Consider the following 25016-nt stretch of genomic DNA (forward strand, 5'->3'; position numbering starts at 1 on the left):
TAGGGGTTCGCTTATTTGGTCTCACTTTCAGCAGCCTGATCGGCACGTGCGGCACTGTAGCCAGATAAATGGCCGACAATATTGGCATAGATACTGATGATAATGACCCATAGCACGCTGTTCTTCCACCATATTACGGAAGGGATAGCGAGTATGAACCATATTATAGCTGCCGTTAAATGGCACCGTTTAATTGTCCTGGGACTGATGCTCATTTTATTTAACCTGTGTTATTGCGTCATTTCTGCGCTTTTTGGTTAATATTTCCAACGGCCAGGTCGGTGAGTTTAAGGTCGGTCTCTTTTTCTTCTTCCAGCGTTTCGGCAAGAAGTTTAACGGCTTTTTTATAGCCCAGTTGTTCTGCTAATGTGGCAAGGGTACCGTAGCTGGCTATTTCATAATGCTCAACTTTTTGTGCAGCAGCAATTAACGCGGCATCACGCACTTCATTTTTTTCCGTGCTTTCGATAACTTCGTTGGCTTCTTCAATTAAGCCTTCCATCGCCACGCATTTCATGCGTTTGATCTTAATACCGTCTTCCTGCTCGACGATCTGGTCGATACGTTCAATCTGACCTTGCGTCTCTTCAAGGTGTGCGGTAAAGGCGGCGCTCAGCTTCTCGCTGGAGGCGGCGCGGGCAAGTTTACTTAACGCTCGGGTAAGCTGCTTTTCTGCGCTGTAGGTATCCGATAGAAGATGAATAAATACATCCTCAACACTTTTCATATTCATAATAATTACGCTCCGGTAAAATAATGAAAGGGTACTGCGAGCTTTTCAGCCCGCAGCATGCTCTCTGGTTTTATTAAAAGAGTACTAAATAAGATCAGGAGTTATCAGACTTACGGCCTCCGCCGTGACTGTTCTGTCCCCCTTTCTTACCCGCTTCAGATGCGCGTTGCGGATCGTTTTTAAAATTACCACCGCTGTGCTGGCCACCTTTACGTCCAGCTTCTGATGCTTTTTCACGGTCTTCTGCGAAATTACCGGAACCACCACGATGCTCTGCCATATTAAACCTCATAGTCATATATTGGTTATGTCAGTACGATACGAAAATATTCCGTATCACTCGTCGTTCGAGTAATAACTCTAGTCGCTGTGCGTCATCCGTCAAATGCGTTTTGCTATTTGCGGCTGCGTTATTTTTAAATATTTGTAAATTTACGCTTCGCTTAAAATGGAAATATGGATAGGCAGGAGGGACTTGTAAACAACCATTCGGATTAATCCTAACTTCGAACTAAAAATTTGAAAGGTGAGGAAAAAATAATGGCGCACTCAAATTGGTTAATTTGCAGTCAGGAAAAAAGCAAAAAATACTCCTTTATAGCTAGCAAGCGGAACCCTAAATAATTATAAGGAAAATCCTGGATAAAAGCGTTCAGGTTGAAAGGGCGGTTTCGTTAAGGCTCGTTCAGAGGCATGTAGCACACGGTTTGACCACTGTCGTCTTAAGATCACAAATCAGAAATTCTTCCCCCCGGAAGGAACGGGTTTCTCTACACTCCAGGTAATATTCACTGGAGGCATGACATCATGGCGAACACCATCACGGCTGATGACATTCGGGAACACTTTTCGCAGGCTATGTCGGCGATGTACCAGCAGGAAGTTCCGCAGTATGGCACCTTGCTCGAACTGGTTGCGGACGTAAACCTGGCGGTGCTGGAAAATAACCCACTATTACATGAACAAATGGCAAACGCCGATGAGCTTGCGCGCCTGAACGTGGAGCGTCACGGGGCGATCCGCGTTGGCACAGCACATGAACTTTCAACCCTGCGTCGTATGTTTGCCATTATGGGGATGTACCCGGTCAGCTATTACGATCTCTCCCAGGCGGGGGTGCCGGTCCACTCAACGGCGTTTCGCCCGATCGATGATGCGGCGCTGTGCCGTAATCCGTTCCGTATCTTTACGTCGCTGCTGCGCCTTGAGCTGATTGACAACGTCGCGCTGCGCGAACGGGCGGCGAAAATCCTCTCTCACCGAAACATCTTTACCCCGCGCTGCCTGGCGCTGCTCGATCTGTATGAATCTGAGGGGCAGTTTACTGACGAACAGGCGCACGAGTTTGTGCAGGAAGCGCTGGAAACCTTCCGCTGGCACCGTCATGCGACGGTCGATCAGGAAACCTATCAGGCGCTGCATAACGAGCATCGCCTGATTGCCGATGTGGTCTGCTTCCCGGGCTGCCATATTAACCACCTCACGCCGCGCACGCTGGATATTGATCGGGTGCAGGAGCTGATGCCGAAGTACGGTATCGAGCCGAAAATTTTGATTGAAGGGCCGCCGCGTCGCGAGGTGCCCGTCCTGCTGCGTCAAACCAGCTTTAAAGCCCTGGAAGAGCCGGTGCTGTTTGCCGGGGAACATAAGGGCACCCACACTGCGCGCTTCGGTGAGATTGAGCAGCGCGGCGTGGCGCTGACCCCGAAAGGGCGTGAACTGTACGATAGCCTGCTTTCCCAGGCCGGTACCGGCAAAGATAACCTGACGCATCAGCTGCATCTGCGGGAGATCTTTAGCGCCTTCCCGGACAGTGAACTGCTAATGCGCCGTCAGGATCTGGCGTATTTCCGCTACCGTCTGACGCCTGCGGGTGAAGCGCATCGCCATGCGTTCCGGCCGGGCGATGATCCGCAGCCGCTAATCGAGCGCGGATGGGTGGTCGCTCAGCCGATCACCTACGAAGATTTCCTCCCGGTTAGCGCCGCCGGGATATTCCAGTCCAATCTCGGGAATGAAACCCAGGCCCGTAGCCACGGCAACGCCAGCCGCGATGCGTTTGAAGACGCGCTGGGCTGCCCGGTGTATGACGAGTTCACGCTCTACCAGGAGGCTGAAACCCGCAGCAAACAGCGTTGCGGTTTGCTCTGAAATCGTTACTCTGCTGGGGTGTGATGGAAAAAATAAGGTCGTTATGCAAAATCCTTCCGCCCCTGTGGTTGAAACGCGCCAGGGCGCACTGTCTGGTTTAACCGATGAAAATGTCCACGTCTGGTGCGGCATTCCCTACGCCGCACCGCCCGTGGGCGAGTGGCGCTGGCGCTCCCCGCGGCCCCCTGAACCGTGGGATGGCGTTCGCGAGGCCACCGCCTTTTCGGCCTCAAGCTGGCAAAGCAGCGAATATTGTCAGGAGTTGGGCGGGGGCGATCCCGGTCAGTTCTCGGAAGACTGTCTTTATCTGAACGTCTGGTCCCCCAAAGAGCGCGCCGGGGCGCTTCCGGTTATGGTCTGGCTGCACGGGGGCGGGTTTACGATTGGTGCAGGCGGTCTGCCGCCTTATAACGGCAAATCGCTGGCCACACGCGGGGTGGTTGTGGTCACGATTAACTACCGTCTCGGCCATCTCGGCTTTTTCGCCCATCCCGCGCTGGAAGGCGAGGAAGATCGCGTGGTGCATAATTTTGCCCTGCTGGATCAGATCGCGGCCCTCGAATGGGTTAGGGAGAATATCGCCGCATTTGGTGGCGATCCTGGCAATGTGACCCTGTTTGGCGAATCCGCCGGTGCGCGCAGCGTACTCTCTCTGATGGCATCGCCCCTGGCGGCTGGCTTGTTCCACAAGGCGATTGTGCAAAGCGGGTATACCTTGCCGGACACGCCGCGTGAACAGGCGCTGCAAAAAGGGGAGGCGCTGGCCGCCCATTTTGGCCTGGAGAAGGCGACTGCTGAACAGCTGCGCGCCATTCCGCCGGACGCGTTCTGGCCGCTCACCGCGCCGCTGAACGTCGCCCCGGCGCCCATCGTTGGGGACTGCGTTCTGCCCGAAGCGATGCTGGACGTCTTTTTCGCTGCCCGCCAGCATCCCGTACCGGTGATGATTGGGTCGAACAGCGATGAGGCCAGCGTGATGGCGGTGTTTGGCATCGATCTCGCCGGGCAAATCCAGAAGCTCCGCCGGGAGCGGCGCTTCGGGCTGGGGCTGATTAAGCTGCTCTATCCGGGCGTCAAAGGTGATGAGGAGTTGGGCAGGCAGGTGTGCCGTGACATGGCGTTCACCACGATGGGCTATGTCGTGATGCAGGCGCAGCAGCGCGTCGGCGGACTGTGCTGGCGTTACTGGTTTGACTATGTCGCGGAAGCAGAACATACCACCTATATTAACGGCGCCTGGCACGGCAATGAAGTGCCCTACGTCTTCGATACCCTCGGCCAGGTGGAGCCTTCACGCCAGTATGTCAACGAACGGGATTTACAGTTTGCTGCCCACGTGGCCGATTACTGGGTGAGCTTTGCGCGAGACGCAGGGCCTCGTGAGATCCTGCCAGGGCCGACGCACTGGCCCGCATGCCGAAAAGGGCGGGACGTTTTGTTACGCATTGGTGTGAATAAACATGCAGGATTCCGGCTTGAAAACCGCTTTATGCGCGCCCGCATGAGCCTCTTCAAACGGGTAATGAAGCACCACGTCAGCCTCGATTAAGCAAACAGGCGCGAAACGCCGCCAGTCCATTTTCCTCCCCTGGCGTTTCGCGCAGCACCAGCCGGTAGCTCGCGCCGGTTTTTATGCTGGTTTCATAAGGCCTCATCAGTCTTCCCGCGCGGACATCTTCGGCCACCAGCGTTTCGTCGGCAATGGCCACGCCCAGCCCCTGAATGGCGGCCGTGATGGCGAGATCCATCGTGTCGAAGTGTTGATTTTTGTGCATGGCAAAGCCCGGACCTTCCTGTTTCGTCAGCCACAGCGACCAGTCTGTCTTATCCCTTGTGGGGTGCAGGAACGTCAGCGATCCCAGCGCTGCACCCGCCCGTACCGGGCTTATCACCGGGGTGAGCGCCTCTTCGAACAGCAGGTCGCCTGCGCTCATGTGTGTGCCGAACACGATGGCCGCGTCGTAAGATTCGGTTTTGAAATTGACGTTGTGATCGGTGGTGGTGGTCAGGGCGATCTGCAGATCCGGCTGCTCACGCTCCACCTCCAGCAGGCGCGGCACCAGCCAGCGCATGGCACAGGTGGGCGCCTTAAGCCGGATCACGGTCTGCTGGCTGCGGGCCTGGTCGGCCACGGTCAGCAAGTGTTCGAAAGCAGACTGCAGTTCCGGGAGCAGGGCGCTGCCCTGCGAAGAGAGACGCAGGCCGCGTGCGTGGCGTTCAAAAAGCGGAAAGCCAAACCACGCTTCAAGGGAGGCTATTTTGCGGCTCACGGCCCCCTGCGTCAGGCAAAGTTCTGCGGCAGCATGGGTCAGATTCAGGTGACGCGCGGTGACTAAAAATGCGTCGATGGCATTGAGCGGGAGCGAACGGCGCGACATGGAAACACCTCAGCTATGCATTTTTCTCATGGCTATTATGACAACAATTCGATTGTCCCGACAACAGAGATGTTGTTTGAATAGTTATGCAATGTCCATGAGAAGGGAAAGAGGATGACTTTACGAACGCCAGTGCAAACGCGCTCTAAACTGCCCGATGTGGGCACCACCATTTTTACCGTTATCGGCCAGCTCTCGGCGCAGCATAACGCGATTAACCTTTCTCAGGGCGCACCGAATTTTTCCTGCGACCCGAAGCTTGTTGCGGGCGTTACCCGCGCAATGGAGGCGGGGCATAACCAGTATGCGTCGATGACCGGTCTGCAGCCGCTCAAAGAGCGCATTGCTGATAAAATTGCCACCCTATACGGCACGCGGTATGACCCGGCCAGCGAGGTGCTGGTGACCGCCAGCGCCAGCGAAGGGCTCTATTCGGCAATCAGCGGGCTGGTGCACCCGGGTGATGAGGTGATCTACTTTGAGCCGTCATTTGACAGCTACGCGCCGATTGTCCGTCTGCAGGGGGCAACGCCGATTGCCATCAAGCTCACCGTGCCGGATTTTGCCGTCAACTGGGACGAAGTCCGGGCTGCCATCTCCCCGCGCACGCGCATGATCATCATCAATACGCCGCACAACCCGAGCGGCCAGGTTTTTTCAGCCAACGACCTGCAGCAGCTGGCGGCGCTGACGCGCAATACCGACATCATTATTTTGTCTGACGAAGTGTATGAACACGTGGTGTTTGACGGTGAGCCGCACCACGGGATGGCCACGCACCCGCAGCTGGCGGAGCGTAGCGTGATTATTTCCTCTTTCGGAAAAACCTATCACGTCACCGGCTGGCGCGTGGGTTACTGTGTTGCACCGGCGGTGCTGATGGACGAGATTTGTAAAGTCCATCAATTTTTAATGTTTTCTGCCGATACGCCAATGCAGCACGCGTTTGCTGAACATATGGTCGACCCGCAAACCTGGCTGTCGCTGTCGGCGTTTTACCAGCGCAAGCGCGATCTGCTGCAGAGTCTGCTGGCCGATTCGCCGTTCACGCTGCTGCCCAGCGCCGGATCGTTCTTCATGCTGGCGGACTACAGCCAATTCAGCAACGAGCGCGACAGCGAGCTGGTGAAACGGCTGATCGTTGAGTACGGTGTAGCTACCATTCCGCTGTCGGCGTTTTATGCGGACGGTACGGATAATAAATTGATTCGTCTCTCTTTTGCGAAAGATGAGGCGACGTTACGGGCAGGTGCCCAAGCCCTGTGTCGGGTTAAACCACGCTGAGATAGGCTCTGAGGAGTTTGAGATGAAAATACGCGCGCTAGTTGTCGGCATGGGATTGCTGTGTACCTTTTCCTCCTTCGCGGCGTCCGAGCTGCGTTACGGTCTGGAAGCCGAGTATCCGCCGTTTGAAAGCCGCAATACGGCAGGCGAACTGGAAGGGTTTGACGTTGAGCTGGGGAATGCCATCTGCAAAGCGGCAGCGCTGAAGTGCAGCTGGGTGGAAACCTCGTTTGATGCGCTGATCCCGGGCCTGGTGGCGAAGAAATTCGACGCCATCAACTCGGCGATGAATATCACCGAGCAGCGCCGCAAGAGCATTGATTTTACCCAGCCGATTTACCGTATTCCGTCGCAGCTGGTCGGCAAGGCCGGCACGGCGGTTGAGGCGACGCCAGAAGGGCTGAAGGGGAAAACCATCGGCGTGCTGCAGGGATCCATTCAGGAAACCTATGCCAAAGAGCACTGGGAAAAGCAGGGTGTCACCGTGGTGTCGTATAAAGATCAGAATATGGCCTGGGGCGATCTGCTGAATGGCCGTATCGACGCCTCGCTGGTCATGTCCGCGGCCGGGCAGGCAGGTTTCCTCAGCAAGCCGCAGGGAAAAGGGTTTGGTTTCATCGGCAAACCGGTGTCTGACGACACTATCCTCGGCAGTGGGATCGGCTTTGGGTTGCGTAAAGGTGACGAGGCCACCAAAAAGCAGCTTGATGCCGCAATTGATAAAGTACGTGCCGACGGCACGATCGCCAAACTCGCTGATAAGTACTTCCCGGGTATCGATGTCAGCGTAAAATAACCGCCTCATTCGCCCCGTCAGCTGATGTCCTGACGGGGCATTTTTATACACATTTTCCAGGCTTTCTTTACACCACTTTCGGGCCGTTCTGGTCGACAGAAAATATTTCTCACTTTGTTCAGATAATTACCGGCCAACAATTGGATTCTTAACCATTTTTGTTTAGGCTGTGCGTTCTTTCTTGCCGTCATTTCGCCGAGCGCGAAACACATTCACACGACCATAAGGACGTTTTTCCAGGCATGAATCGCAGACGTTTTCTAAAAGGCTCGCTGGCAGTGGCAGCCCTGAGCGGCACATCCGGCCTTGCTTCCCTGTTTTCCAAAGCGGCTTACGCTGCTGACTCTGACATTGCTGACGGCCAGAGCCGTCGTTTTGACTTCTCCGTCCTGCAATCCATGGCGCATGACCTGGCGAAAACCCCGTGGGGTGGTGCGCCGCGCCCGCTGCCGGAGACGCTGGCCACGATGACGCCGCAGGCGTACAACGCCATCCGCTACGATGAAAAGCAGTCACTGTGGAACAACATTGAAGGGCGTCAGTTGGACGTGCAGTTCTTCCATATGGGAATGGGGTTCCGCCGTCGCGTGCGGATGTTCTCGCTGGACCAGTCCACCTCTATGGCGCGCGAGATCCACTTCCGTCCGGAGCTGTTCAGCTACGGTGAAACGGGAGTGGATACCAAACAGCTGGAAGGGCAAAGCGATCTCGGCTTTGCGGGCTTCCGCGCGTTTAAGGCGCCGGAGCTGGCGCGTCGCGATATCGTCTCTTTCCTGGGCGCGAGCTATTTCCGCGCGGTGGATGACACTTACCAGTACGGCCTTTCCGCCCGCGGCCTGGCGGTAGATACCTTCACCGACACGCCGGAAGAGTTCCCGGACTTTACCTCCTTCTGGTTTGAGACCGTCAAGCCCGGCGACACAACCTTTACCGTCTATACGCTGCTCGACAGCCCGAGCATCACGGGTGCCTATAAATTCGTGATCCACTGCGAGAAGAGCCAGGTGATCATGGATGTGGAAAACCACCTCTACGCGCGTAAGGACATCAAGCAGCTCGGCATTGCGCCGATGACCAGCATGTTCAGCTGCGGCAATAACGAACGCCGCATGTGTGACACTATTCACCCTCAAATCCATGACTCCGACCGCCTGGCGATGTGGCGCGGCAACGGGGAGTGGATCTGTCGTCCGCTGAACAACCCGCAGAAGCTGCAGTTCAATGCCTATATGGACAAAAACCCGAAAGGGTTCGGTCTGCTGCAGCTCGATCGCGATTTCTCGCACTATCAGGACGTGATGGGCTGGTACAACAAGCGTCCAAGCCTGTGGGTGGAACCGCGTAACGACTGGGGTAAAGGCGCGGTTGGCCTGATGGAGATCCCGACCACCGGTGAAACGCTGGATAACGTGGTCTGCTTCTGGCAGCCGGAAAAAGCCGTCAAAGCGGGCGACGAGCTGGACTTCAAATATCGCCTCTACTGGAGCGCGATGCCGCCGGTGCGCTCCCCGCTGGCCAACGTCTACGCCACCCGCACCGGCATGGGCGGCTTCCCGGAAGGCTGGGCACCGGGCGAAAACTACCCGAAAGTGTGGGCCCGTCGCTTTGCCATCGACTTCGTCGGCGGCGACCTGAAGGCTGCTGCGCCAAAAGGCATCGAGCCGGTGATTACGCTCTCCAGCGGTGAAGCGAAGCAGGTAGAGATCCTCTACGTTGAGCCGTTTGACGGCTATCGCATTCTGTTTGACTGGTACCCAACGTCGGATTCGACGGAACCGGTGGATATGCGCCTGTTCCTGCGCTGCCAGGGCGATGCCATCAGCGAAACCTGGCTGTACCAGTATTTCCCGCCAGCGCCGGATAAACGTCAGTATGTTGACGACCGGGTAATGCGTTAACTTTTGTGGGATTGTGCCGGGTGGCGGCTTCGCCTTACCCGGCCTACGTTTCAGTACTGTAGGCCCGGTAAGCGCAGCGCCACCGGGCGATGACGAGGCACCATGACATCTGAAATCATCCCCGTTTCACAACACATCGAACTACGTTCCGTCGAAGAGCGCTACACCGCCGACCTGCACAATCTCGTCGTCAAAAACAGAGCCTTTCTGCAAACCGCCTTTGACTGGGCGCAGCACGTGGGCAGCGAAGAGGATACCCGCCGCAACGTGCAGAGTAACCAGATGCTGCACCAGCGCGGCTACGCCAAAATGTTTCTGATCTTCAAGGATGATGCGCTGGTTGGCGTCCTGTCGTTCAACACCATTGAACCGACCAACAAAGCCGGCTACATCGGCTACTGGCTGGATGAAGCCCACCAGGGTCAGGGCATTCTCTCTCAGTCACTGCAGGCGTTTATGCGCTACTACGCTGAACGCGGTGAGATCCGTCGTTTTGTGATCAAGTGTCGGGTGGCGAATCAGCACAGCAACAGCGTTGCCGTGCGCAACGGTTTTACGCTGGAAGGGTGCCTGCGGGAAGCGGAATACCTGAATGGCCGCTTTGACGATGTCAATATCTACGGCCGGATCTATACCCTATAACGCGCCCAGCAGCGGCGTGCGGGTGATGCGCTGGTCGCCATTAATCACTTTTTCGCCGCGCAGGTGAATGCTCTCGCCGGCAAACGCTTCAATGACCGCATCGTCGGTGATTTCAACCCGGTGTTCGATAAGCACATCTCCGCTGATGCGCGCGCGCCCCTGGATCACCACTTTATCATCCAGCATGATTGGCCCGCCGCGCAGCCAGGCCTGCCCGCCAATCAGGACGTGATGCTTAATGACGCAGTTGCCTTCGACCACGGCATTCTCCGCAATCTGAGAGCTATAGCGCACCGTGGGGATGGCATCGTCGTCAAACCCGGCTATCACGCGGGCGTTACCATAGACTTTTGCGCAGTCGCACACCCAGACGTTGTTGAGTTCGTTACCCTCCAGGATCGCGTTGTCAAAGACCTCGGCCCGGTGTTCAACAAAGGCAAAATTGACCATCGCCTCGCCGTAGATTTGCGCCTGGTGCACAATCCGCGACTGGCTCACCGTCGCCTTGTCGTAGATTTGCAGGATCTGTTCATGGTCCGGCGTCAGCCCTTTGGCGGCAATGACAACACTGTGATGCAGCACGCGCGCGTCGCCGGAGATATGACACTCGCCCCGTACGCAGGATTGCTGAATGGTGACGTTGTCACTTATTCGCGCCCCGTGGCTGACCTCTGCGCCGTCCAGCCAGCAGCTGTCGCCGATATGCGCGTTATGGCTAATGATGCACGGAAGGGTAAGACGCGCGTTGCCGGAGACGACTGCACCCGCGAACACCACGCTGTTTTCATCGTAGATCCAGCAGTCGCCGTCCTGCGCGAGGGCGCGCTCATCGTCAATCCAGCCGCCTCTCGTGCCGACTGTCACGTCGTTAAAGTCCGCCGTGGCGATAATCTGCCGCAGCGTGGTGGCGTGGGTGGTTTCGCCGTTTTTCCATTGCCAGAGGCGGGTCTCGTCGCTAAGGCGATATTTGTTCATCTTCATGTCTCTGATAAGCGTCTTCACTAAACGTAGCAAAGTTTTCGCTTTTCGAGCGGCTGGCAACCAGACGGCAAACGCCTTAAAATGGCATGTAAAATGCACTTTCACTTTATGCGAACGCAGGAAAAACAATGACCGTCGATGAGAATTACTTCACAGAGAAATATGGCTTAACCCGTACCCATTCAGAGGTGCTGTACAGCGCGGAGATTGTGAAGCCCGGTAAAACGCTCGATCTGGGCTGCGGCAACGGCCGTAACAGCCTGTACCTTGCGGCCAACGGGTACGACGTGACCGCATGGGACAAGAACCCGATGAGCATCGACAATATCGAGCGCATCAAGGCGGAAGAAGGGATTGCTAATCTGCATACCGCGATTAAGGATCTGAACAACCTGAGCTTTGACGGCCAGTACGATTTTATTCTCTCTACCGTGGTGATGATGTTCCTGGAGGCAAAAACCATCCCGGGCCTTATCGCCAATATGCAGCGCTGCACGACGCCGGGCGGTTACAATCTGATCGTTGCCGCCATGGATACGGCAGACTACCCCTGCACGGTCGGCTTCCCGTTTGCCTTCAGGAGCGGTGAGCTGAGCAACTACTACGAAGGCTGGGAGTTGCTCAAATACAACGAGGACGTTGGCGAACTGCACCGCACTGATGAAAACGGCAACCGCATCAAGCTGCGCTTTGCCACGATGCTGGCACGCAAGCCCGCTTAACGGGCGGCCAGCAGGCAGATCTGCAGGGCAGTCTTATAAGACGCCTCGAACGAGGAGAGCGGCAGGAATTCAAACTTCGAGTGGAAGTTATGCGCCCCGGTGAAGAAGTTCGGCGTGAGTAGCCCTTTAGCCGAGAGCGCCGCGCCGTCGGTGCCGCCGCGCATTGGCGTCGGTTTCGGCGTGATGCCGAGCGATTCCATCGCCTCGAACATCAGATCGATGGCACGCCGGTCTTCGCCAATCGCATTGCTGATATTGCTGTAGGTATCTTCAATGCGATAGTCCACGCTGGCCGTCGGATATTGGGCGGCAATCAGCGCGGCTACGTCGGCAATCTGCTGCTTGCGCGCGGCAAAGCTCTCCTTATCAAAGTCGCGTATATTGGCCTTAAGAACGGCCTCGTTCTGTCCGGCCTGAATGCCGTTAAACCAGATATAGCCTTCACGTCCCTCGGTGCACTCGGGCGTTTGCTGGCGGTCAAAATGGGTGATGTAATCAGTCGCCATCAGCAGGGGATTCACCAGCACGCCTTTGGCGGACATCGGGTGCGCCGTCACGCCGGTAAAACGGATTTCCGCGGCTGCCGCATTAAAGTTCTCGTAGACAATCTCACCCAGCTCGCAGCAGTCAATGGTCCAGGCAAAGTCGACGTCGAAGCGCTTAAGATCCAGCGCTTTGGCACCGTTCAGGCCGATCTCTTCGTCAGGCACAAACGCCACGACGATATCGCCATGCCGGTGCTCCGCCGTCAGGTTTTCCAGCACCGTCATGACCACCGTGACCGCCGATTTATTATCGGCGCCCAATACGCTGGTTCCGTCGCTGAAAATAATCTCCTCGTTCGGATAAGCCAGAATTTCGGGATGCTCGTTTACCCGTAGCCAGATGTCTTTCTCTTTATTCAGACAGAGATCTTCACCGGTAAACGTTAATATTTGTGGATGAATATCCGGTGAAAGTCCCACGTCGACGGTATCAATATGGGTAATAAAGCCGATGCGCGGCGCACCGGGCACGTTGCCTTTTTTAACCGCCGTCACCGTGGCGAATTCATCAATCACAATGTCGTCTAACCCCAGCTGTGCCAGCTCCTGCGCCAGCTCGCGCGCCATGTCATGCTGGCCCGGCGTTGAAGGCAGGGTTTTGACTCTGGGATCGCTCTGGCTGGTGATCGCGAGATAGCGGAAAAAACGGTGCGTTAATTGTCTGGAAAGCGGCGAGCCCATAGTGATTTATTCCTTATTTATTTTTCAGGTGTTTGCCACATCACTTTAATGTTATTTATGAAATGGCAAAAGAATTAATTAGCCGTCGAATTAAAAAGACAGGAATAAATGATGACAAGCAAACTCACAACTTTCACATTGGCGCTCGCGGCACTCACGGTCAGTTCCGCTGTCGCTGCGAAAACGCTGGTGTATTGCTCCGAAGGATCGCCGGAAAACTTTAACCCTCAGCTTTACACTTCGGGAACCAGCGTCGACGCCAGCGCCGTGCCGGTCTATAACCGTCTGGTCGATTTCAAACCCGGCACCACGGAGCTGGTGCCGAGCCTGGCGGAACGCTGGGAGGTGAGCGACGACGGCAAGGTTTACACCTTCCATCTGCGCAAGGGCGTGAAGTTCCAGAGCAATAAATCCTTCACGCCGACCCGTGACTTTAACGCCGACGACGTGATCTTCTCGTTTATGCGGCAAAAAGACGTGAATCATCCCTACCACAACGTCTCTAACGGCAGCTATTCCAACTTCGAAAGCCTGGAGTTCGGCAGCCTGATTACCGCCATTGATAAAGTCGATGACCACACCGTGCGCTTTACCCTGGCGCACCCGGAAGCGCCGTTTGTCGCCGATCTGGCCTGGTATTTTGCCTCGATCCTTTCAGCGGAGTATGCCGACGCGATGCTGAAAGCGGGCACGCCGGAGAAGGTGGATATGGAACCCATCGGCACCGGACCGTTTAAGCTGGCGCAGTATCAGAAGGATTCCCGGATCCTGTTCACGGCGTTTGCCGACTACTGGCAGGGGAAATCGAAGCTGGACAGGCTGGTGTTTAGCATCACCCCGGATGCCTCCGTGCGTTTTGCCAAAATTGAGAAGAACGAATGTCAGGTGATGCCGTTCCCGAACCCGGCCGATCTGCCGCGCATGAAGGCCAACAAAGATATCAACCTGATGAGCAAGGCCGGACTGAATACCGGCTTCCTGGCGTTCAATACGCAGAAGCCGCCGCTGGATAACGTGAAGGTCCGTCAGGCGCTGGCGATGGCCATCAATAAACCGGCCATTATTGATGCGGTGTTCCACGGTACCGGCACCGTGGCGAAGAATCTGCTGCCGCCGGGCGTCTGGAGTGCCGACAGCGAGCTTAAGGATTACGACTACGATCCTGAAAAAGCCAAAGCGCTGCTGAAAGAGGCCGGCTTTGCCAGCGGCGTCAGCATCGATTTATGGGCGATGCCGGTCCAGCGTCCCTATAACCCGAATGCGAAACGCATGGCGGAGATGATTCAGGCGGACTGGGCGAAAATTGGCGTACAGACCAAAATCGTTACCTACGAATGGGGCGAGTATCTGAAACGCGTGAAGGGCGGAGAGCATCAGGCCGCGCTGATGGGCTGGACGACGGCCACCGGCGATCCGGATAACTTCTTCGGCCCGCTCTTTACCTGCACCTCGGCGAACGGCGGATCAAACTCGGCGAAATGGTGCTACAAGCCCTTCGATAACCTCATTGCCGAGGTGAAATCGATAACCGATCATGATAAGCGCGTGGCGTTGTATAAAGAGGCGCAGCAGATGATGCATGACCAGATGCCTGCGGTGATGATTGCGCATTCAACGATTTTCGAACCGGTACGCAAGGAGGTGAAGGGCTATGAAATCGACCCGTTTGGCAAACATCTGTTCTGGCAAGTGGATATAAATCAGTAATTTTTCACTGCCCGGCATGCGTCCGGGCAATCTTTTTGCAATTTGTGCTCACCGCATCATTTTTTGTCACAACAAACCCGCCCGTCTTTTGCTATAACTTCAAATGCATACTTGCAGATAACATGGAAAACTATCATGCGTACTCAAACTTTTTTTAAAGTTGCAGTGCTTACTGGTCTGTTGGCGTTGGCGGGCTGTTCTTCAAAAGTCGCCGCTCCAGAACAATACTCCGGCTTTTTAAAAGACTACTCAGGCTTGCAGCAGACAACGTCTGCGACGGGTAAACCAACGCTGCGTTGGGTTGACCCTTCTTATAATGAAGCTAACTACGACAGTATTCTCTGGACACCGATTACCTATTACCCAACGCCAAAACCGACCACGCAAATTGGTCAAAAAACGCTTGATGAGTTGTTGAATTACACCAATAACAAAATGAAAACGGCGATTGGTACGCGTAAGCCGGTTGTGACCACGCCGGGTAAACATAGCCTGATTTTCCGCGGCGCGATTACCGGGGTGAGTTCACAGAAAGAGGGGCTGCAGTTCTATGAAGTGGTGCCTGTTGCGCTGGTGGTGGCCGGTACGCAGATGGCAACCGGACACCGCACCATGGATACGCATCTCTTCTTTGAAGGCGAGCTGATCGATGCGGCCACCAATAAACCGGTCATGAAGGTGGTACGTAAAGGCGAAGGTAAAGAGCTGAATAACGAAAGCACACCAATGACCTTTGCGACGCTGAAGCAGGTTGTTGATGATATGGCGACGGATGCCACCATGTTTGATGTGAAAAAGACCGCAAAATAAAATAAAACGGCCTGCGTAATGCAGGCCTTTTTATTTACGCCATCCGTAAGCGTCTGAACCAGGTTTCCGGTTTGGTAAACATCACCATATTTCCTCCCAGGATCAGCACTAATCCCACGATACCGTTGACATGCCAGACGTAGCCTTCATAGACCGTGGAGAAGGAGAGCGCCACCAGCGGAAAGAGCAGCGTGCTGTAGGCCGCTTTGCCCGGACCAATGCGTCCCACCAGCGTGAAGTAGGCACCAAAAGCAATCACCGAGCCAAACAGGGCCAAATACACCAGCGCGCCGAGATAGCTCACCGTCCATTCCGGTACAAAGCTATCGCCTCTGAACAGCGCAATGCAGCCCATCACCAGCGTGCCATAGAGCATCGCCCAGGCGTTGGTGGTCATGGTTTCCAGGCCTCTGCGCTGATGGCGCATGCTGATCATATTGCCCAGCGAGAAGCCGTAGGTTCCGAGCGCGGAAAGCCCAATACCGGTCAGGAGTGACGCGCTCCAGCCACTGGCCAGCAGATCGTCCCAGAAGAGGGTGACAATCCCAACCAGCCCCAGTGCCGCCGCCGTCCAGAAACGCGCGGGCGGGCGCTGCCCGAAGAAAATAAAGCTGTTAATGGCGTTATAGAGCACCGCCATGGAGAAGATCACCGACTCCAGTCCGGTATTGATATGTGCCGCTGCCGTGTAAAAACACCAGAAGTTAAAGCAGAAAACACAGCATCCCTGAAGCAGGCAAAAAAGATGATCCCGAAGCGCCAGCGTGCGCAGGCGACGCAGGGCGAGTAACACCACCATCATGGTGAGGCTGGCGACGGCGAAGCGCCAGAAAATCGACACCGGCGCCGCGACGGGGCCCTGCTGCAGGAAAATCGCAATCCAGGTGGTTCCCCAGATAATGACCACGAGTCCATATAATAATGCGTTCATAGTTGTCTCTTCTCAAACCGCGGAAGCCCGCAGTATGGCGCTGAACTGCGTAACGGGCTTTCACCTGCTTGCGGGTGACTTGCAAAATCTTGCGCTTTTTTCTTCCCTGGGGTCTGGCAACGGGGGACAACTCTTTTTAGACTGATATTCCGATCATTCATGCGCTAACGGTTATGTCTCACGCTTACGATACCTTTGAAACGCTTTGCCAACAGAATGCGGTCCTGCGGGAAACCGTCTCGCTGAATTCGGGTATTCAGCTGGCAGCGTGGTACAACAAGCACGACACGATAACCGTTAAAAGCAACCATCATACCCTCAGCCTGTACGTGGCGGACGGCTACGAAAGCTATCAAAAAACGCCGGGCGGTTGGAAGAACGGTGGGGGGCCGGACCGTTTCTGCCTGATGCCCAAAGAGAGCGAATCGACGTGGGACATCCGTGATGATCTGTCGTTTGTGCATCTCTACTGCACCGATGAACACCTGCGCGATGTGGGGGAGAAAATCTGGGACAAGCGACCGCTTTCGCTGACCCTGGACGAGCGCATTTTTGGCAGCGATCCGAAGATCACCACGCTGTATCGCCAGTTTTTACTGGGCTGTGACTGGCAGCAGCACGCCAACCAGCTGACCCTGAGCACGGCCTCCACGCTGCTGCTGACCCATCTGCTGCAAAACTACTCAAACGTGCAGTGGAAGCTGCCGGTTGTCACGGGAGGGTTGTCGCCGTTTGTGCTGCGCAATGTCCTCGCCTTTATCGAAGAGAATCTCGGGCAGCCCCTGACGCTGGCCGAACTGGCGGCGCAGGCTGCCCTCAGCGAATACCATTTTGCCCGCATGTTCCGCCAGTCGACGGGGCTGGCGCCGCATCAGTATGTGATGCAGAGGCGAATGGATAAAGCGAAAGCCCTTGTCCAGCATACGACGACGCCGCTAACGGAGATCGCGTTTGCCTGCGGGTTTAACTCCGCCAGCCACTTCAGCAACCGCTTTCGCAGCGCGACGGGCATGACGCCTTCGCAACTACGCGCGGCGAGCGCGTGAAAACAGGGCGTAGCATACTCCGCCCAGCACCAGCCCCCAGAATGCCGAACCGATGCCCAGGATTGTCACGCCGCTTGCGGTCATCAGAAATGTGACGATAGCCGCGTCGCGCTCCGCTTCGTGACTCAGCGCCTGATATAAACTCCCGCTGATGGTGCCCAGCAGTGCCAGACCGGCCAGCGTCTGGATCCAGCTGAGCGGCAGCGCGGCCATCAGCCCGGTAATGGATCCCCCGAAAATTCCCGCCAGCAGATAAAACCCTCCCGCAGCGATGGCCGCCAGCCAGCGTTTACCCGCATCCGGGTGTGCATCCGGGCTTTGGCAAATGGCGGCGGTAATGGCCGCAATGCAGATTGAAAAGACACCAAACGGAGAAAACAGCAGCGCCATTCCCCCCGTAACGATAATGAGCGGTGAGACCGCCAGCGGGTAACCGGAGGCTTTCATCGTGGCGAACCCCGGCGCGTTTTGTGAGGCCATGGTGACCAGGAAGAAGGGTAAGCCAATACTCACCAGGCTGGTGAAGGTGAAGGCGGGCGCAATAAATTCGGGCATCACCAGTGAAAGCGTGAGCTTATCCGTGACAACGTCACCACCGACCCATGCCACCATACCGCCCACCAGGAGCGTGACCACGATGGCATAGCGCGGCGACAGCGCTTTGGCGATCAGCCACGCCGCAATCATGCTGCCGCACAGCAGAAAGTGCCCCTCAAGATGCGCAAACGCGTGGAGGCCAAACTGCAGCAATACCCCGGCCAGCATGGCGGCAGCAAGCGAATGGGGGATCAGCTTCATCAGACGGGCGAAAAGCCCGGTAACGCCGCAGAGCAAAATAAGCGCGTTCGCAAAGATGAACACGCCAATGGTTTCCGCCAGCGTGACGCCGTGCAGGCTGGTAGCGAGCAGCGCCGCGCCGGGCGTCGACCAGGCGGTCAGTACGGGTGCTTTGTACCACCAGGAGAGCGCCAGCGTGCTGACGCCCATCCCAATCCCCAGCGCGGTCATCCAGCCCGCAATCTGCTGCGCGCTGGCGCCAGCCGCGGCGGCGGCCTGCCAGATGATGGCTGCCGAGCTGGCGTAACCGACCAGCACGGCGACAAATCCAGCCAGTGCGACTGGAATAAGATGAGAGGAAGGGCGCATGAAAACTCCGTTGTGCGTTATAACGTCCGCAGTAAGGTAGCACTGTGCGCTATAGCGTACAAGTGGTATGCTGAATGTCACCAGGAGGGAACATGGACATCACACGACATCTTGCAACCACATTGAAAACGCTGCGCCAGGCACGCGGCTGGAGTTTGTCGAAGCTCGCGGACGAGACCGGCGTGTCAAAGGCCATGCTCGGGCAAATCGAGCGAAATGAATCCAGCCCCACGGTGTCGACGCTGTGGAAAATTGCCACAGGACTGAACGTGCCGTTTTCCGCCTTCATCACGCCTGAGGCGGACCGACAGGCGGTGTTTGACCCGCAGCAGCAGGCGATGGTCGTCAAGCCGCTCTTTCCGTGGGACGAGGCGCTCCGGTTTGATTATTTCTCCATTACCCTGGCCCCCGGCGCCCTGAGTGAATCCACGCCGCATGAGGCGGGGGTGATTGAACATGTGGTGGTGATCAGCGGCGAGCTGGAGATGAAGCTCGAGGGCAAGTGGCAGACGATTTCTGCCGATTCGGGCGTCCGCTTCGCCGGCGATAAACCGCATGCCTACCGCAACAGCAGCGACCGGACGGTGCATTTTCACTCCATGATTCATTATCCCCGCTGAGGCTACGCAAAACTGTTTCGCTGACGCAGACTTCTGACTACAATAGCCGCCATTTTGACCATAACGGATAACGACGAAGTATGCGCCTGCAATCCCATCATCTTGAACTTTTAAGCCCGGCCCGTGACGCCGCCATTGCCCGTGAAGCGATCCTTCATGGCGCAGATGCCGTCTACATTGGTGGTCCTGGCTTCGGTGCCCGCCATAACGCCAGCAACAGCCTGAGCGATATTGCTGAACTGGTGCCGTTCGCCCACCGTTTCGGGGCGAAAGTGTTCGTGACCCTGAACACCATTCTTCATGATGATGAGCTGGAGCCTGCGCAACGTCTGATTACCGATCTCTATCAGGCCGGGGTGGATGCCCTGATTGTTCAGGATATGGGCGTGCTGGAGCTGGATATTCCGCCCATTGAACTACACGCCAGTACCCAGTGTGATATCCGCACGGTTGAGAAGGCGAAGTTTCTCTCTGACGTCGGCTTTTCGCAGATCGTCCTGGCCCGCGAGCTGAACCTGAATCAAATCCGCGATATTCACCAGGCGACAGACGCGACGATTGAATTCTTTATCCACGGCGCGCTGTGCGTCGCCTATTCCGGTCAGTGCAACATTTCCCACGCGCAGACGGGGCGCAGCGCCAACCGCGGCGACTGTTCACAGGCCTGCCGTCTGCCGTATACCCTGAAAGACGATCAGGGCCGCGTCGTGGCATTTGAAAAACACCTGCTCTCGATGAAGGATAACGATCAGACCGCCAACCTGGGCGCGCTGATCGACGCGGGCGTGCGTTCCTTCAAGATTGAAGGGCGCTATAAAGATATGAGCTACGTGAAGAACATCACCGCGCACTATCGCCAGATGCTGGATGCCATTATCGAGGATCGCGGTGACCTGGCGCGCGCGTCGGCCGGTCGTACCGAGCATTTCTTTATTCCGTCGACGGACAAAACGTTCCACCGCGGCAGCACGGACTATTTCGTGAATGCCCGTAAAGGGGATATCGGCGCGTTTGACTCACCGAAGTTTATCGGCTTACCGGTTGGCGAAGTGCTGAAAGTGGCGAAAGATCACCTTGATGTTGCGGTGACGGAGCCGCTGGCGAACGGCGATGGCCTTAACGTGATGATTAAGCGTGAAGTGGTGGGCTTCCGCGCCAACACAGTCGAAAAAACCGGCGAGAACCGCTACCGCGTGTGGCCGAATGAAATGCCGGCCGATCTCTACAAGGCGCGACCGAACGCGGCGCTTAACCGTAACCTCGATCATAACTGGCAGCAGGCGCTGCTGAAAACCTCCAGCGAACGTCGTATCGCGGTGGATATTGAACTGGGCGGCTGGGAAGAGCAGCTGATTCTGACCATGACCTGTGAAGACGGCATCAGCGTAACGCATACGCTTGATGGCCTGTTCGAGGTGGCAAACAACGCGGAGAAAGCGCTCAACAGCCTGAAGGATGGCGTCGCGAAGCTGGGTCAGACGATTTACTACGCCCGCAACGTTGAGGTCAACCTGCCGGATGCCCTGTTTGTACCGAACAGTTTGCTCAACCAGTTCCGCCGTGAAACCGCCGAGATGCTGGATGACGCGCGCCTGGCGAACTACCCGCGCGCTAGTCGTAAAGCGGAAGCCGTTCCTGCGCCCGTCTACCCGGATACGCATTTATCCTTCCTGGCCAACGTCTATAACCATAAAGCACGTGAATTCTATCATCGCCACGGCGTGCAGCTGATCGACGCGGCCTATGAAGCGCATGAGGAGAAGGGCGATGTGCCGGTGATGATCACCAAGCACTGCCTCCGTTTCGCGTTTAACCTGTGCCCTAAGCAGGCAAAAGGCAACATCAAGAGCTGGAAGGCTACCCCTATGCAGCTCGTAAACGGTGACGAAGTACTGACCCTCAAATTTGACTGCCGTCCGTGCGAAATGCATGTGATTGGCAAGATGAAAAACCACATCTTCAAAATGCCGCAGCCCGGCAGTATTGTGGCGTCCGTCAGTCCGGACGATCTGATGAAAACGCTGCCAAAACGCAAGGGCAGCTAATTACCGAACGTGCGTGTCCGGTTTGCGCGATTTCTGCCACAGGTGGTGTTCGCGCAAACCTTCCGCCGACTCCTCCGCCGCACTTCGCAATTCATCGCTGTCGGCTTCATGACGCAGCTGATGCTCCACATTCTTTACCCACAGATATTCATGTCCTTTGTGCCCGGCCATAAGCTGGCCTGAAAAGAGGGCACAGATCAGCATCACGAGAGATAAACCTTTTTTAACCATGAAGTCACCGCCGAATAACATTGCGGCTTGATCATGCCGATTATTTATTATGGTTATTATTCAAAACTTCAAATTAGCGCAAAGGAAATGTCAAAGAGTATGATTTCGGGCGCGCTGCAGCGGGTTAAAAAAGGCTGTTTAACCTTCGTTAAGACAACGGGTGTTAGCTTGTATGGGATCCGCAGCCCGGCCATGTCGTGTCGGGACGTAGAGACCAAAATACAAATCTATCCATGCAAGCATTTACCGCCATTTTTGGCGGTTTTTTTTTGCGCAGTGTTTACCGTGGTTTTACGGCATCAGTCGGTAGTGCGACTGCACCAGACCCGAAGGGAAGCTGCGGCTGGAGACCAGCGTCAAATCGATATCCCCGGGCAGGGCGCCAAACAGTGATTTTCCCGAACCGAGCAGGACCGGAACGGTCGTGATCACCATATCGGCGACCAGTCCTTCCCGCAGAAACGACTGTATCACCTGCCCACCATCAAGATAGACGCGATGGACGTTCTGCATCGCCAGATCGTCGAGCACCTCCTTTGGCGTGCGGCCTGAAAACTGTACTTTGCCCCTCAATGCGTCGGGCACCGGCGTGTCGGCCAGCCGTCGGGAGAGGACCAGCACGGGCCGATCATACGGCCAGGTGTCAAAAGTCAGCACCTTCTCATAGCTCCCCCGGCCCATCACGATCCACTCTTTGTCCGCGATGAACGCCGCATAGCCATGATCCTCAGTCGGGTCATCGCGCTGCAGCAGCCACTCGATATCGTCATTGTGTCTGGCGATGTAGCCATCAAGACTGGTTGCGATAAAAACGTGTGTGGTGACCATCAGGTGCTCCGTATTAACCATAAAACTAACGCCTCAGCGGGCAGTACCGGAATGAGAAAATTGTTTACGGTACTGGGCCGGGGAAATCGCGAACTGCTGGCGGAAATGATGACGCAGCGTCGATGCCTGGCCAAACCCGGTCTGTTCCGCGATGCTGTCGATGCTTAAACGGCTGCTTTCAAGATAATCTTTCGCCCGCAGCAGGCGTTCATTGAGTAGCCAGCGGGCAGGCGTCGTTCCCGTTGCCGCTTCGAAGCGACGAAGAAACGTGCGCTGACTCATACCGACACGACGCGCCAGCGAGTCGACGCTGTGCGGCTCGGTAAGATGCGTGTGCAGAAAATCAAACAGCTGACCAAGGCGCTGGCTTTCGCGCAGCTGCGCCACCGGGCGACTCAGTTGTTGCGGCTGAGAGCCATCCCGGTGAGGGGGAATGACCAGCCGACGCGCCACGCTGTTGGCGGTTTCCATCCCATAATCTCTTCGTACAACGTGAAGGCAGAGATCGATCCCCGCCGCGCTGCCTGCGGAAGTCAGTATATCGCCTTCATCCTGGTAGAGCACATCCTCGACCACGTCGATGTCAGGGAAGCGGGTTTTTAGCGTCTCAATGTAGCGCCAGTGCGTCGTGGCTTTACGTCCGTTCAGCAGCCCCGAGGCGGCCAGCACAAATACGCCCGAGCAGATGGAGAGCAGCTGACAGCCTCGCGCGCTGGCCTGACGTAATGCGTTGCAGAGCGCGTCCGGCACCGGCGAGTCCAGCCCACGCCAGCCCGGCACCACGATCAGATCGGCAGACTCAAGCAGGGAGAGATCGCCATCGGTAATGATACGGATCCCGCCTGTCGCCCGAAGCTCACCGCTGTCAACGCTTGCCACGGCAAAACGATACCAGTCGTCGCCCAACTCGGGGCGCGGCAGGCCGAAGATTTCCACCGCCACCCCAAACTCAAAGGTACACAGACCGTCATACGCCAGCACCACCACCTTCGGGCGGGCAATCTGTCTTAACGTTGTCATCTTTTTGCTGTTTTCTGGCATAAGCGAGCGCATTCACGGGCTGGATTTGTGGATAGAGTAGTGTTAACACAAACCCCAAAGATGAGGAAGGATCATGAGCTATGTTACTGAATTTCCGGCTGCCGAGCCGCAGGAAGCCGTTACCCATTTCCTGCGCCGCCTGAGCGTCGAAACCGACTGCTCCGATGTGCATCATGCCATCACGCATAATGAGCAGGACTTTGTTTTACTGCACGTTGTGGGAAGCCCGGAGCAGTTTGCCCGTCGCCATGTGCCGGGCGCTCTGCATATGCCGTGGAGCCAGATGACCGCTGAGCGCATGGCCCAATGGCCTGAAGGAACGCTGTTCGTCGTCTACTGCGCAGGGCCGCACTGTAACGGCGCGGACAGAGCCGCGCTGAAGCTGGCGCGTCTCGGGCTGCCGGTCAAAATCATGCTCGGTGGGATCACCGGCTGGGAAGATGAACGCTACGCGTTTGCCAGCGAGGCGTCCGTCGCCGCGCTGTGAAGATGAATTTTTTTCAACACCTGTGAAATTTTCTCGTTTGCCGGCACCGGTGAGGTATGACATTGTTTTTGGACATTTAGACATCCAGAAGTCTAAAGCTTCAAATGATGAATTATCACTGCTGGCAATTATTGTCGGCAGACTGAGGAGGTTTCCATGCAACGACACCACGCCCCGTTCCGCGCCGATGTAGTCGGCAGTTTTTTACGCCCGGATGCCATCAAGCAGGCTCGCCTGAAATTTGCCAGCGGTGAGATTGATGCCGGGCAGCTTCGCGCGGTGGAGGACGAGGCCATTCGCCACGTCGTCGAGCAGCAGTGTGCGTGCGGCCTGCATGTGGTGACCGACGGAGAATTTCGTCGTGCCTGGTGGCACTTCGACTTCTTCGATGGTCTACAGGGCGTTGAGCGTTACGATTCGCAGCAGGGCATCCAGTTTAACGGCGTGCAAACCAAAGCCCACGGCGTGCGCGTCACCGGCAAGCTGGGCTTTGGCGAGCATCCGATGCTGGAAGACTTTCGCTATCTGAAAAGCATCAGCGGGAACGCCCAGCCGAAAATGACCATTCCCAGCCCGAGCGTGCTCCATTTCCGCGGCGGTCGCAAAGACATTGATGCGACCGTCTATCCGGACCTGAACGTCTATTTTGACGATCTGGCCACCACCTGGCGCGACGCCATTCGGGCCTTCTACGATGCGGGCTGCCGTTATCTGCAGCTGGATGACACCGTCTGGGCCTATCTCTGTTCGGACGATCAGCGCCGTCAGATCCGCGAGCGCGGCGACGACGCCGATGAGCTGGCGCGCATCTATGCCCGCGTGCTGAACAAGGCGCTGGAGGGCAAGCCGGACGACCTGACCATCGGGCTGCACGTCTGTCGCGGCAATTTCCGCTCCACCTGGATTTCCGAGGGCGGCTACGAGCCGGTAGCGGAAGTGCTGTTCGGAACCGTCAACGTTGACGCCTTCTTCCTCGAGTATGATAACGACCGCAGCGGGGATTTCGCGCCATTGCGCTTTGTCCGCCCGGGCAAGCAGCAGGTGGTGCTGGGTCTTATTACCACGAAAAACGGCGAGCTGGAGAACCCGGAGGGGATTAAAGCCCGTCTGGAAGAGGCGGCGAAATACGTGGCGAAAGAGCAAATTTGCCTTAGCCCGCAGTGCGGCTTTGCCTCTACCGAAGAGGGCAACAGCCTGAGCGAATCCCAGCAGTGGGACAAAGTCCGTCTGGTCACGCAGATCGCCAGCGAAGTCTGGTAAAACCTTCCTCCTCAGCGCTGCATTATAAAAGTGCAGCGCTGTGCCATTGTGAG

At 56.4% G+C, this 25016-nt stretch carries 25 protein-coding genes; 14 read left to right on the forward strand and 11 right to left on the reverse strand.

The genetic code is table 11. From position 1 onward, the window contains the following. Positions 1–11: 11 nt before the first annotated feature. From ACMGGU_RS09060 to ACMGGU_RS09070, 3 genes are all read right to left on the reverse strand, one after another. Entirely contained in the window at positions 12–215 is a 204-nt protein-coding gene (locus ACMGGU_RS09060; protein ID WP_013096662.1) for a hypothetical protein, read from the reverse strand. Positions 216–238: 23 nt separating this feature from the next. Further along, entirely contained in the window at positions 239–733 is a 495-nt protein-coding gene (locus ACMGGU_RS09065; RefSeq protein WP_023311678.1) for a ferritin-like domain-containing protein, read from the reverse strand. 94 nt (positions 734–827) lie between these two features. Beyond that, on the reverse strand, positions 828–1013 hold the full coding sequence (locus ACMGGU_RS09070) for a general stress protein (RefSeq protein WP_004150795.1): 186 nt from the start codon (positions 1011–1013) through the stop codon (positions 828–830). 527 nt (positions 1014–1540) lie between these two features. Here ACMGGU_RS09070 and ACMGGU_RS09075 point away from each other — a divergent pair. Both ACMGGU_RS09075 and ACMGGU_RS09080 read left to right on the forward strand, forming a co-directional pair. Beyond that, positions 1541–2884: a VOC family protein gene (locus tag ACMGGU_RS09075; protein WP_420300455.1), complete on the forward strand. Its 1344-nt coding sequence runs from the start codon at positions 1541–1543 to the stop codon at positions 2882–2884. Between the two features lie 43 nt (positions 2885–2927). Then, entirely contained in the window at positions 2928–4433 is a 1506-nt protein-coding gene (locus ACMGGU_RS09080; RefSeq protein WP_420300456.1) for a carboxylesterase/lipase family protein, read from the forward strand. Here the strand turns inward: ACMGGU_RS09080 and ACMGGU_RS09085 are convergent. After that, positions 4420–5262, reverse strand: a complete 843-nt coding sequence (locus ACMGGU_RS09085; RefSeq protein ID WP_063621593.1) for a LysR family transcriptional regulator — start codon at positions 5260–5262, stop codon at positions 4420–4422. The genes ACMGGU_RS09080 and ACMGGU_RS09085 overlap by 14 nt on opposite strands. 114 nt (positions 5263–5376) lie before the next feature. On the opposite strand from ACMGGU_RS09085, the gene ACMGGU_RS09090 reads away from it, so the two are divergent. From ACMGGU_RS09090 to rimL, 4 genes are all read left to right on the forward strand, one after another. Next, positions 5377–6546 carry a pyridoxal phosphate-dependent aminotransferase gene (locus ACMGGU_RS09090; RefSeq protein ID WP_045910512.1) on the forward strand — a complete coding sequence of 390 codons (1170 nt, stop codon included), beginning with the start codon at positions 5377–5379 and terminating at the stop codon, positions 6544–6546. A gap of 22 nt (positions 6547–6568) precedes the next feature. Then, a complete protein-coding gene (locus ACMGGU_RS09095; RefSeq protein ID WP_420300457.1) occupies positions 6569–7342 on the forward strand; it encodes a transporter substrate-binding domain-containing protein in 774 nt (257 codons plus the stop codon). Between the two features lie 242 nt (positions 7343–7584). Continuing rightward, positions 7585–9240 carry a glucan biosynthesis protein D gene (locus ACMGGU_RS09100; protein WP_252073308.1) on the forward strand — a complete coding sequence of 552 codons (1656 nt, stop codon included), beginning with the start codon at positions 7585–7587 and terminating at the stop codon, positions 9238–9240. Positions 9241–9342: 102 nt separating this feature from the next. After that, complete coding sequence (rimL, locus tag ACMGGU_RS09105; RefSeq protein WP_063417384.1) at positions 9343–9882, forward strand: 50S ribosomal protein L7/L12-serine acetyltransferase; 540 nt, start codon at positions 9343–9345, stop codon at positions 9880–9882. Here the strand turns inward: rimL and ydcK are convergent. Then, the gene (gene ydcK, locus ACMGGU_RS09110; RefSeq protein ID WP_223540484.1) at positions 9877–10857 is read right to left on the reverse strand and encodes a YdcK family protein; all 981 of its coding nucleotides are present in this window, start codon (positions 10855–10857) and stop codon (positions 9877–9879) included. The genes rimL and ydcK overlap by 6 nt on opposite strands. Positions 10858–10991: 134 nt before the next feature. Between ydcK and tehB the strand changes: the two genes are divergently transcribed. Continuing rightward, on the forward strand, positions 10992–11585 hold the full coding sequence (tehB, locus tag ACMGGU_RS09115; RefSeq protein WP_048030510.1) for a tellurite resistance methyltransferase TehB: 594 nt from the start codon (positions 10992–10994) through the stop codon (positions 11583–11585). Here the strand turns inward: tehB and pepT are convergent. Continuing rightward, entirely contained in the window at positions 11582–12811 is a 1230-nt protein-coding gene (gene pepT / locus ACMGGU_RS09120; protein ID WP_420300458.1) for a peptidase T, read from the reverse strand. The two genes, tehB and pepT, sit on opposite strands and share 4 nt — an antisense overlap. A 111-nt stretch (positions 12812–12922) precedes the next feature. Here pepT and ACMGGU_RS09125 point away from each other — a divergent pair, with 111 nt between their 5' ends. Then, a complete protein-coding gene (locus tag ACMGGU_RS09125) occupies positions 12923–14518 on the forward strand; it encodes an ABC transporter substrate-binding protein (protein ID WP_420300459.1) in 1596 nt (531 codons plus the stop codon). Between the two features lie 135 nt (positions 14519–14653). Next, positions 14654–15328 carry a DUF3313 domain-containing protein gene (locus ACMGGU_RS09130; RefSeq protein ID WP_045910520.1) on the forward strand — a complete coding sequence of 225 codons (675 nt, stop codon included), beginning with the start codon at positions 14654–14656 and terminating at the stop codon, positions 15326–15328. 34 nt (positions 15329–15362) lie between these two features. On the opposite strand, the gene ACMGGU_RS09135 is transcribed toward ACMGGU_RS09130, so the two are convergent. Then, the gene (locus tag ACMGGU_RS09135; protein ID WP_420300460.1) at positions 15363–16259 is read right to left on the reverse strand and encodes a DMT family transporter; all 897 of its coding nucleotides are present in this window, start codon (positions 16257–16259) and stop codon (positions 15363–15365) included. A gap of 173 nt (positions 16260–16432) precedes the next feature. Between ACMGGU_RS09135 and ACMGGU_RS09140 the strand changes: the two genes are divergently transcribed. Beyond that, positions 16433–17305, forward strand: coding sequence for a helix-turn-helix transcriptional regulator (locus ACMGGU_RS09140; protein ID WP_420300461.1), 873 nt, complete (start codon positions 16433–16435; stop codon positions 17303–17305). On the opposite strand, the gene ACMGGU_RS09145 is transcribed toward ACMGGU_RS09140, so the two are convergent. Continuing rightward, complete coding sequence (locus tag ACMGGU_RS09145; RefSeq protein ID WP_126533892.1) at positions 17285–18451, reverse strand: benzoate/H(+) symporter BenE family transporter; 1167 nt, start codon at positions 18449–18451, stop codon at positions 17285–17287. The two genes, ACMGGU_RS09140 and ACMGGU_RS09145, sit on opposite strands and share 21 nt — an antisense overlap. Before the next feature lie 92 nt (positions 18452–18543). Between ACMGGU_RS09145 and ACMGGU_RS09150 the strand changes: the two genes are divergently transcribed. Together ACMGGU_RS09150 and ACMGGU_RS09155 are read left to right on the forward strand one after the other, a co-directional pair. After that, on the forward strand, positions 18544–19071 hold the full coding sequence (locus tag ACMGGU_RS09150; protein ID WP_420300462.1) for a helix-turn-helix domain-containing protein: 528 nt from the start codon (positions 18544–18546) through the stop codon (positions 19069–19071). Positions 19072–19151: 80 nt separating this feature from the next. Continuing rightward, complete coding sequence (locus ACMGGU_RS09155) at positions 19152–21116, forward strand: peptidase U32 family protein (protein ID WP_023618976.1); 1965 nt, start codon at positions 19152–19154, stop codon at positions 21114–21116. Here ACMGGU_RS09155 and ACMGGU_RS09160 read toward each other — a convergent pair whose 3' ends face one another. From ACMGGU_RS09160 to ftrA, 3 genes are all read right to left on the reverse strand, one after another. Further along, complete coding sequence (locus ACMGGU_RS09160; RefSeq protein WP_045910627.1) at positions 21117–21347, reverse strand: DUF2554 family protein; 231 nt, start codon at positions 21345–21347, stop codon at positions 21117–21119. A 291-nt stretch (positions 21348–21638) separates the two neighbouring features. Then, the gene (locus ACMGGU_RS09165; protein ID WP_047075346.1) at positions 21639–22175 is read right to left on the reverse strand and encodes a dihydrofolate reductase family protein; all 537 of its coding nucleotides are present in this window, start codon (positions 22173–22175) and stop codon (positions 21639–21641) included. Between the two features lie 33 nt (positions 22176–22208). After that, positions 22209–23216: a transcriptional regulator FtrA gene (ftrA, locus tag ACMGGU_RS09170; RefSeq protein WP_045910525.1), complete on the reverse strand. Its 1008-nt coding sequence runs from the start codon at positions 23214–23216 to the stop codon at positions 22209–22211. 73 nt (positions 23217–23289) lie between these two features. Between ftrA and ACMGGU_RS09175 the strand changes: the two genes are divergently transcribed. Continuing rightward, entirely contained in the window at positions 23290–23703 is a 414-nt protein-coding gene (locus tag ACMGGU_RS09175; RefSeq protein WP_048223169.1) for a rhodanese-like domain-containing protein, read from the forward strand. A 156-nt stretch (positions 23704–23859) separates the two neighbouring features. Further along, positions 23860–24963: a cobalamin-independent methionine synthase II family protein gene (locus ACMGGU_RS09180; RefSeq protein ID WP_045910526.1), complete on the forward strand. Its 1104-nt coding sequence runs from the start codon at positions 23860–23862 to the stop codon at positions 24961–24963. Positions 24964–25016 lie beyond the last annotated feature (53 nt).

Origin of the sequence: Enterobacter sp. BNK-8, assembly GCF_048685095.1 — a bacterium.
GTDB lineage: Bacteria > Pseudomonadota > Gammaproteobacteria > Enterobacterales > Enterobacteriaceae > Enterobacter > Enterobacter quasiroggenkampii.

Excerpts from the sequence above, each read along its gene's own strand:
- ACMGGU_RS09085 (WP_063621593.1), bottom strand. The coding sequence starts at position 5,262 with ATGTCGCGCCGTTCGCTCCCGCTCAATGCCATCGACGCATTTTTAGTC.
- ACMGGU_RS09060 (WP_013096662.1), bottom strand. The coding sequence starts at position 215 with ATGAGCATCAGTCCCAGGACAATTAAACGGTGCCATTTAACGGCAGCT.
- ACMGGU_RS09100 (WP_252073308.1), top strand. The coding sequence starts at position 7,585 with ATGAATCGCAGACGTTTTCTAAAAGGCTCGCTGGCAGTGGCAGCCCTG.
- ACMGGU_RS09155 (WP_023618976.1), top strand. The coding sequence starts at position 19,152 with ATGCGCCTGCAATCCCATCATCTTGAACTTTTAAGCCCGGCCCGTGAC.
- ACMGGU_RS09145 (WP_126533892.1), bottom strand. The coding sequence starts at position 18,451 with ATGCGCCCTTCCTCTCATCTTATTCCAGTCGCACTGGCTGGATTTGTC.
- tehB (WP_048030510.1), top strand. The coding sequence starts at position 10,992 with ATGACCGTCGATGAGAATTACTTCACAGAGAAATATGGCTTAACCCGT.
- ACMGGU_RS09175 (WP_048223169.1), top strand. The coding sequence starts at position 23,290 with ATGAGCTATGTTACTGAATTTCCGGCTGCCGAGCCGCAGGAAGCCGTT.
- ACMGGU_RS09130 (WP_045910520.1), top strand. The coding sequence starts at position 14,654 with ATGCGTACTCAAACTTTTTTTAAAGTTGCAGTGCTTACTGGTCTGTTG.
- ACMGGU_RS09080 (WP_420300456.1), top strand. The coding sequence starts at position 2,928 with ATGCAAAATCCTTCCGCCCCTGTGGTTGAAACGCGCCAGGGCGCACTG.
- ACMGGU_RS09140 (WP_420300461.1), top strand. The coding sequence starts at position 16,433 with ATGTCTCACGCTTACGATACCTTTGAAACGCTTTGCCAACAGAATGCG.
- ydcK (WP_223540484.1), bottom strand. The coding sequence starts at position 10,857 with ATGAACAAATATCGCCTTAGCGACGAGACCCGCCTCTGGCAATGGAAA.
- ACMGGU_RS09165 (WP_047075346.1), bottom strand. The coding sequence starts at position 22,175 with ATGGTCACCACACACGTTTTTATCGCAACCAGTCTTGATGGCTACATC.
- ACMGGU_RS09065 (WP_023311678.1), bottom strand. The coding sequence starts at position 733 with ATGAATATGAAAAGTGTTGAGGATGTATTTATTCATCTTCTATCGGAT.
- ACMGGU_RS09125 (WP_420300459.1), top strand. The coding sequence starts at position 12,923 with ATGACAAGCAAACTCACAACTTTCACATTGGCGCTCGCGGCACTCACG.
- ACMGGU_RS09180 (WP_045910526.1), top strand. The coding sequence starts at position 23,860 with ATGCAACGACACCACGCCCCGTTCCGCGCCGATGTAGTCGGCAGTTTT.
- ftrA (WP_045910525.1), bottom strand. The coding sequence starts at position 23,216 with ATGCCAGAAAACAGCAAAAAGATGACAACGTTAAGACAGATTGCCCGC.
- ACMGGU_RS09150 (WP_420300462.1), top strand. The coding sequence starts at position 18,544 with ATGGACATCACACGACATCTTGCAACCACATTGAAAACGCTGCGCCAG.
- ACMGGU_RS09135 (WP_420300460.1), bottom strand. The coding sequence starts at position 16,259 with ATGAACGCATTATTATATGGACTCGTGGTCATTATCTGGGGAACCACC.
- ACMGGU_RS09095 (WP_420300457.1), top strand. The coding sequence starts at position 6,569 with ATGAAAATACGCGCGCTAGTTGTCGGCATGGGATTGCTGTGTACCTTT.
- ACMGGU_RS09090 (WP_045910512.1), top strand. The coding sequence starts at position 5,377 with ATGACTTTACGAACGCCAGTGCAAACGCGCTCTAAACTGCCCGATGTG.
- ACMGGU_RS09160 (WP_045910627.1), bottom strand. The coding sequence starts at position 21,347 with ATGGTTAAAAAAGGTTTATCTCTCGTGATGCTGATCTGTGCCCTCTTT.
- pepT (WP_420300458.1), bottom strand. The coding sequence starts at position 12,811 with ATGGGCTCGCCGCTTTCCAGACAATTAACGCACCGTTTTTTCCGCTAT.
- ACMGGU_RS09075 (WP_420300455.1), top strand. The coding sequence starts at position 1,541 with ATGGCGAACACCATCACGGCTGATGACATTCGGGAACACTTTTCGCAG.
- ACMGGU_RS09070 (WP_004150795.1), bottom strand. The coding sequence starts at position 1,013 with ATGGCAGAGCATCGTGGTGGTTCCGGTAATTTCGCAGAAGACCGTGAA.
- rimL (WP_063417384.1), top strand. The coding sequence starts at position 9,343 with ATGACATCTGAAATCATCCCCGTTTCACAACACATCGAACTACGTTCC.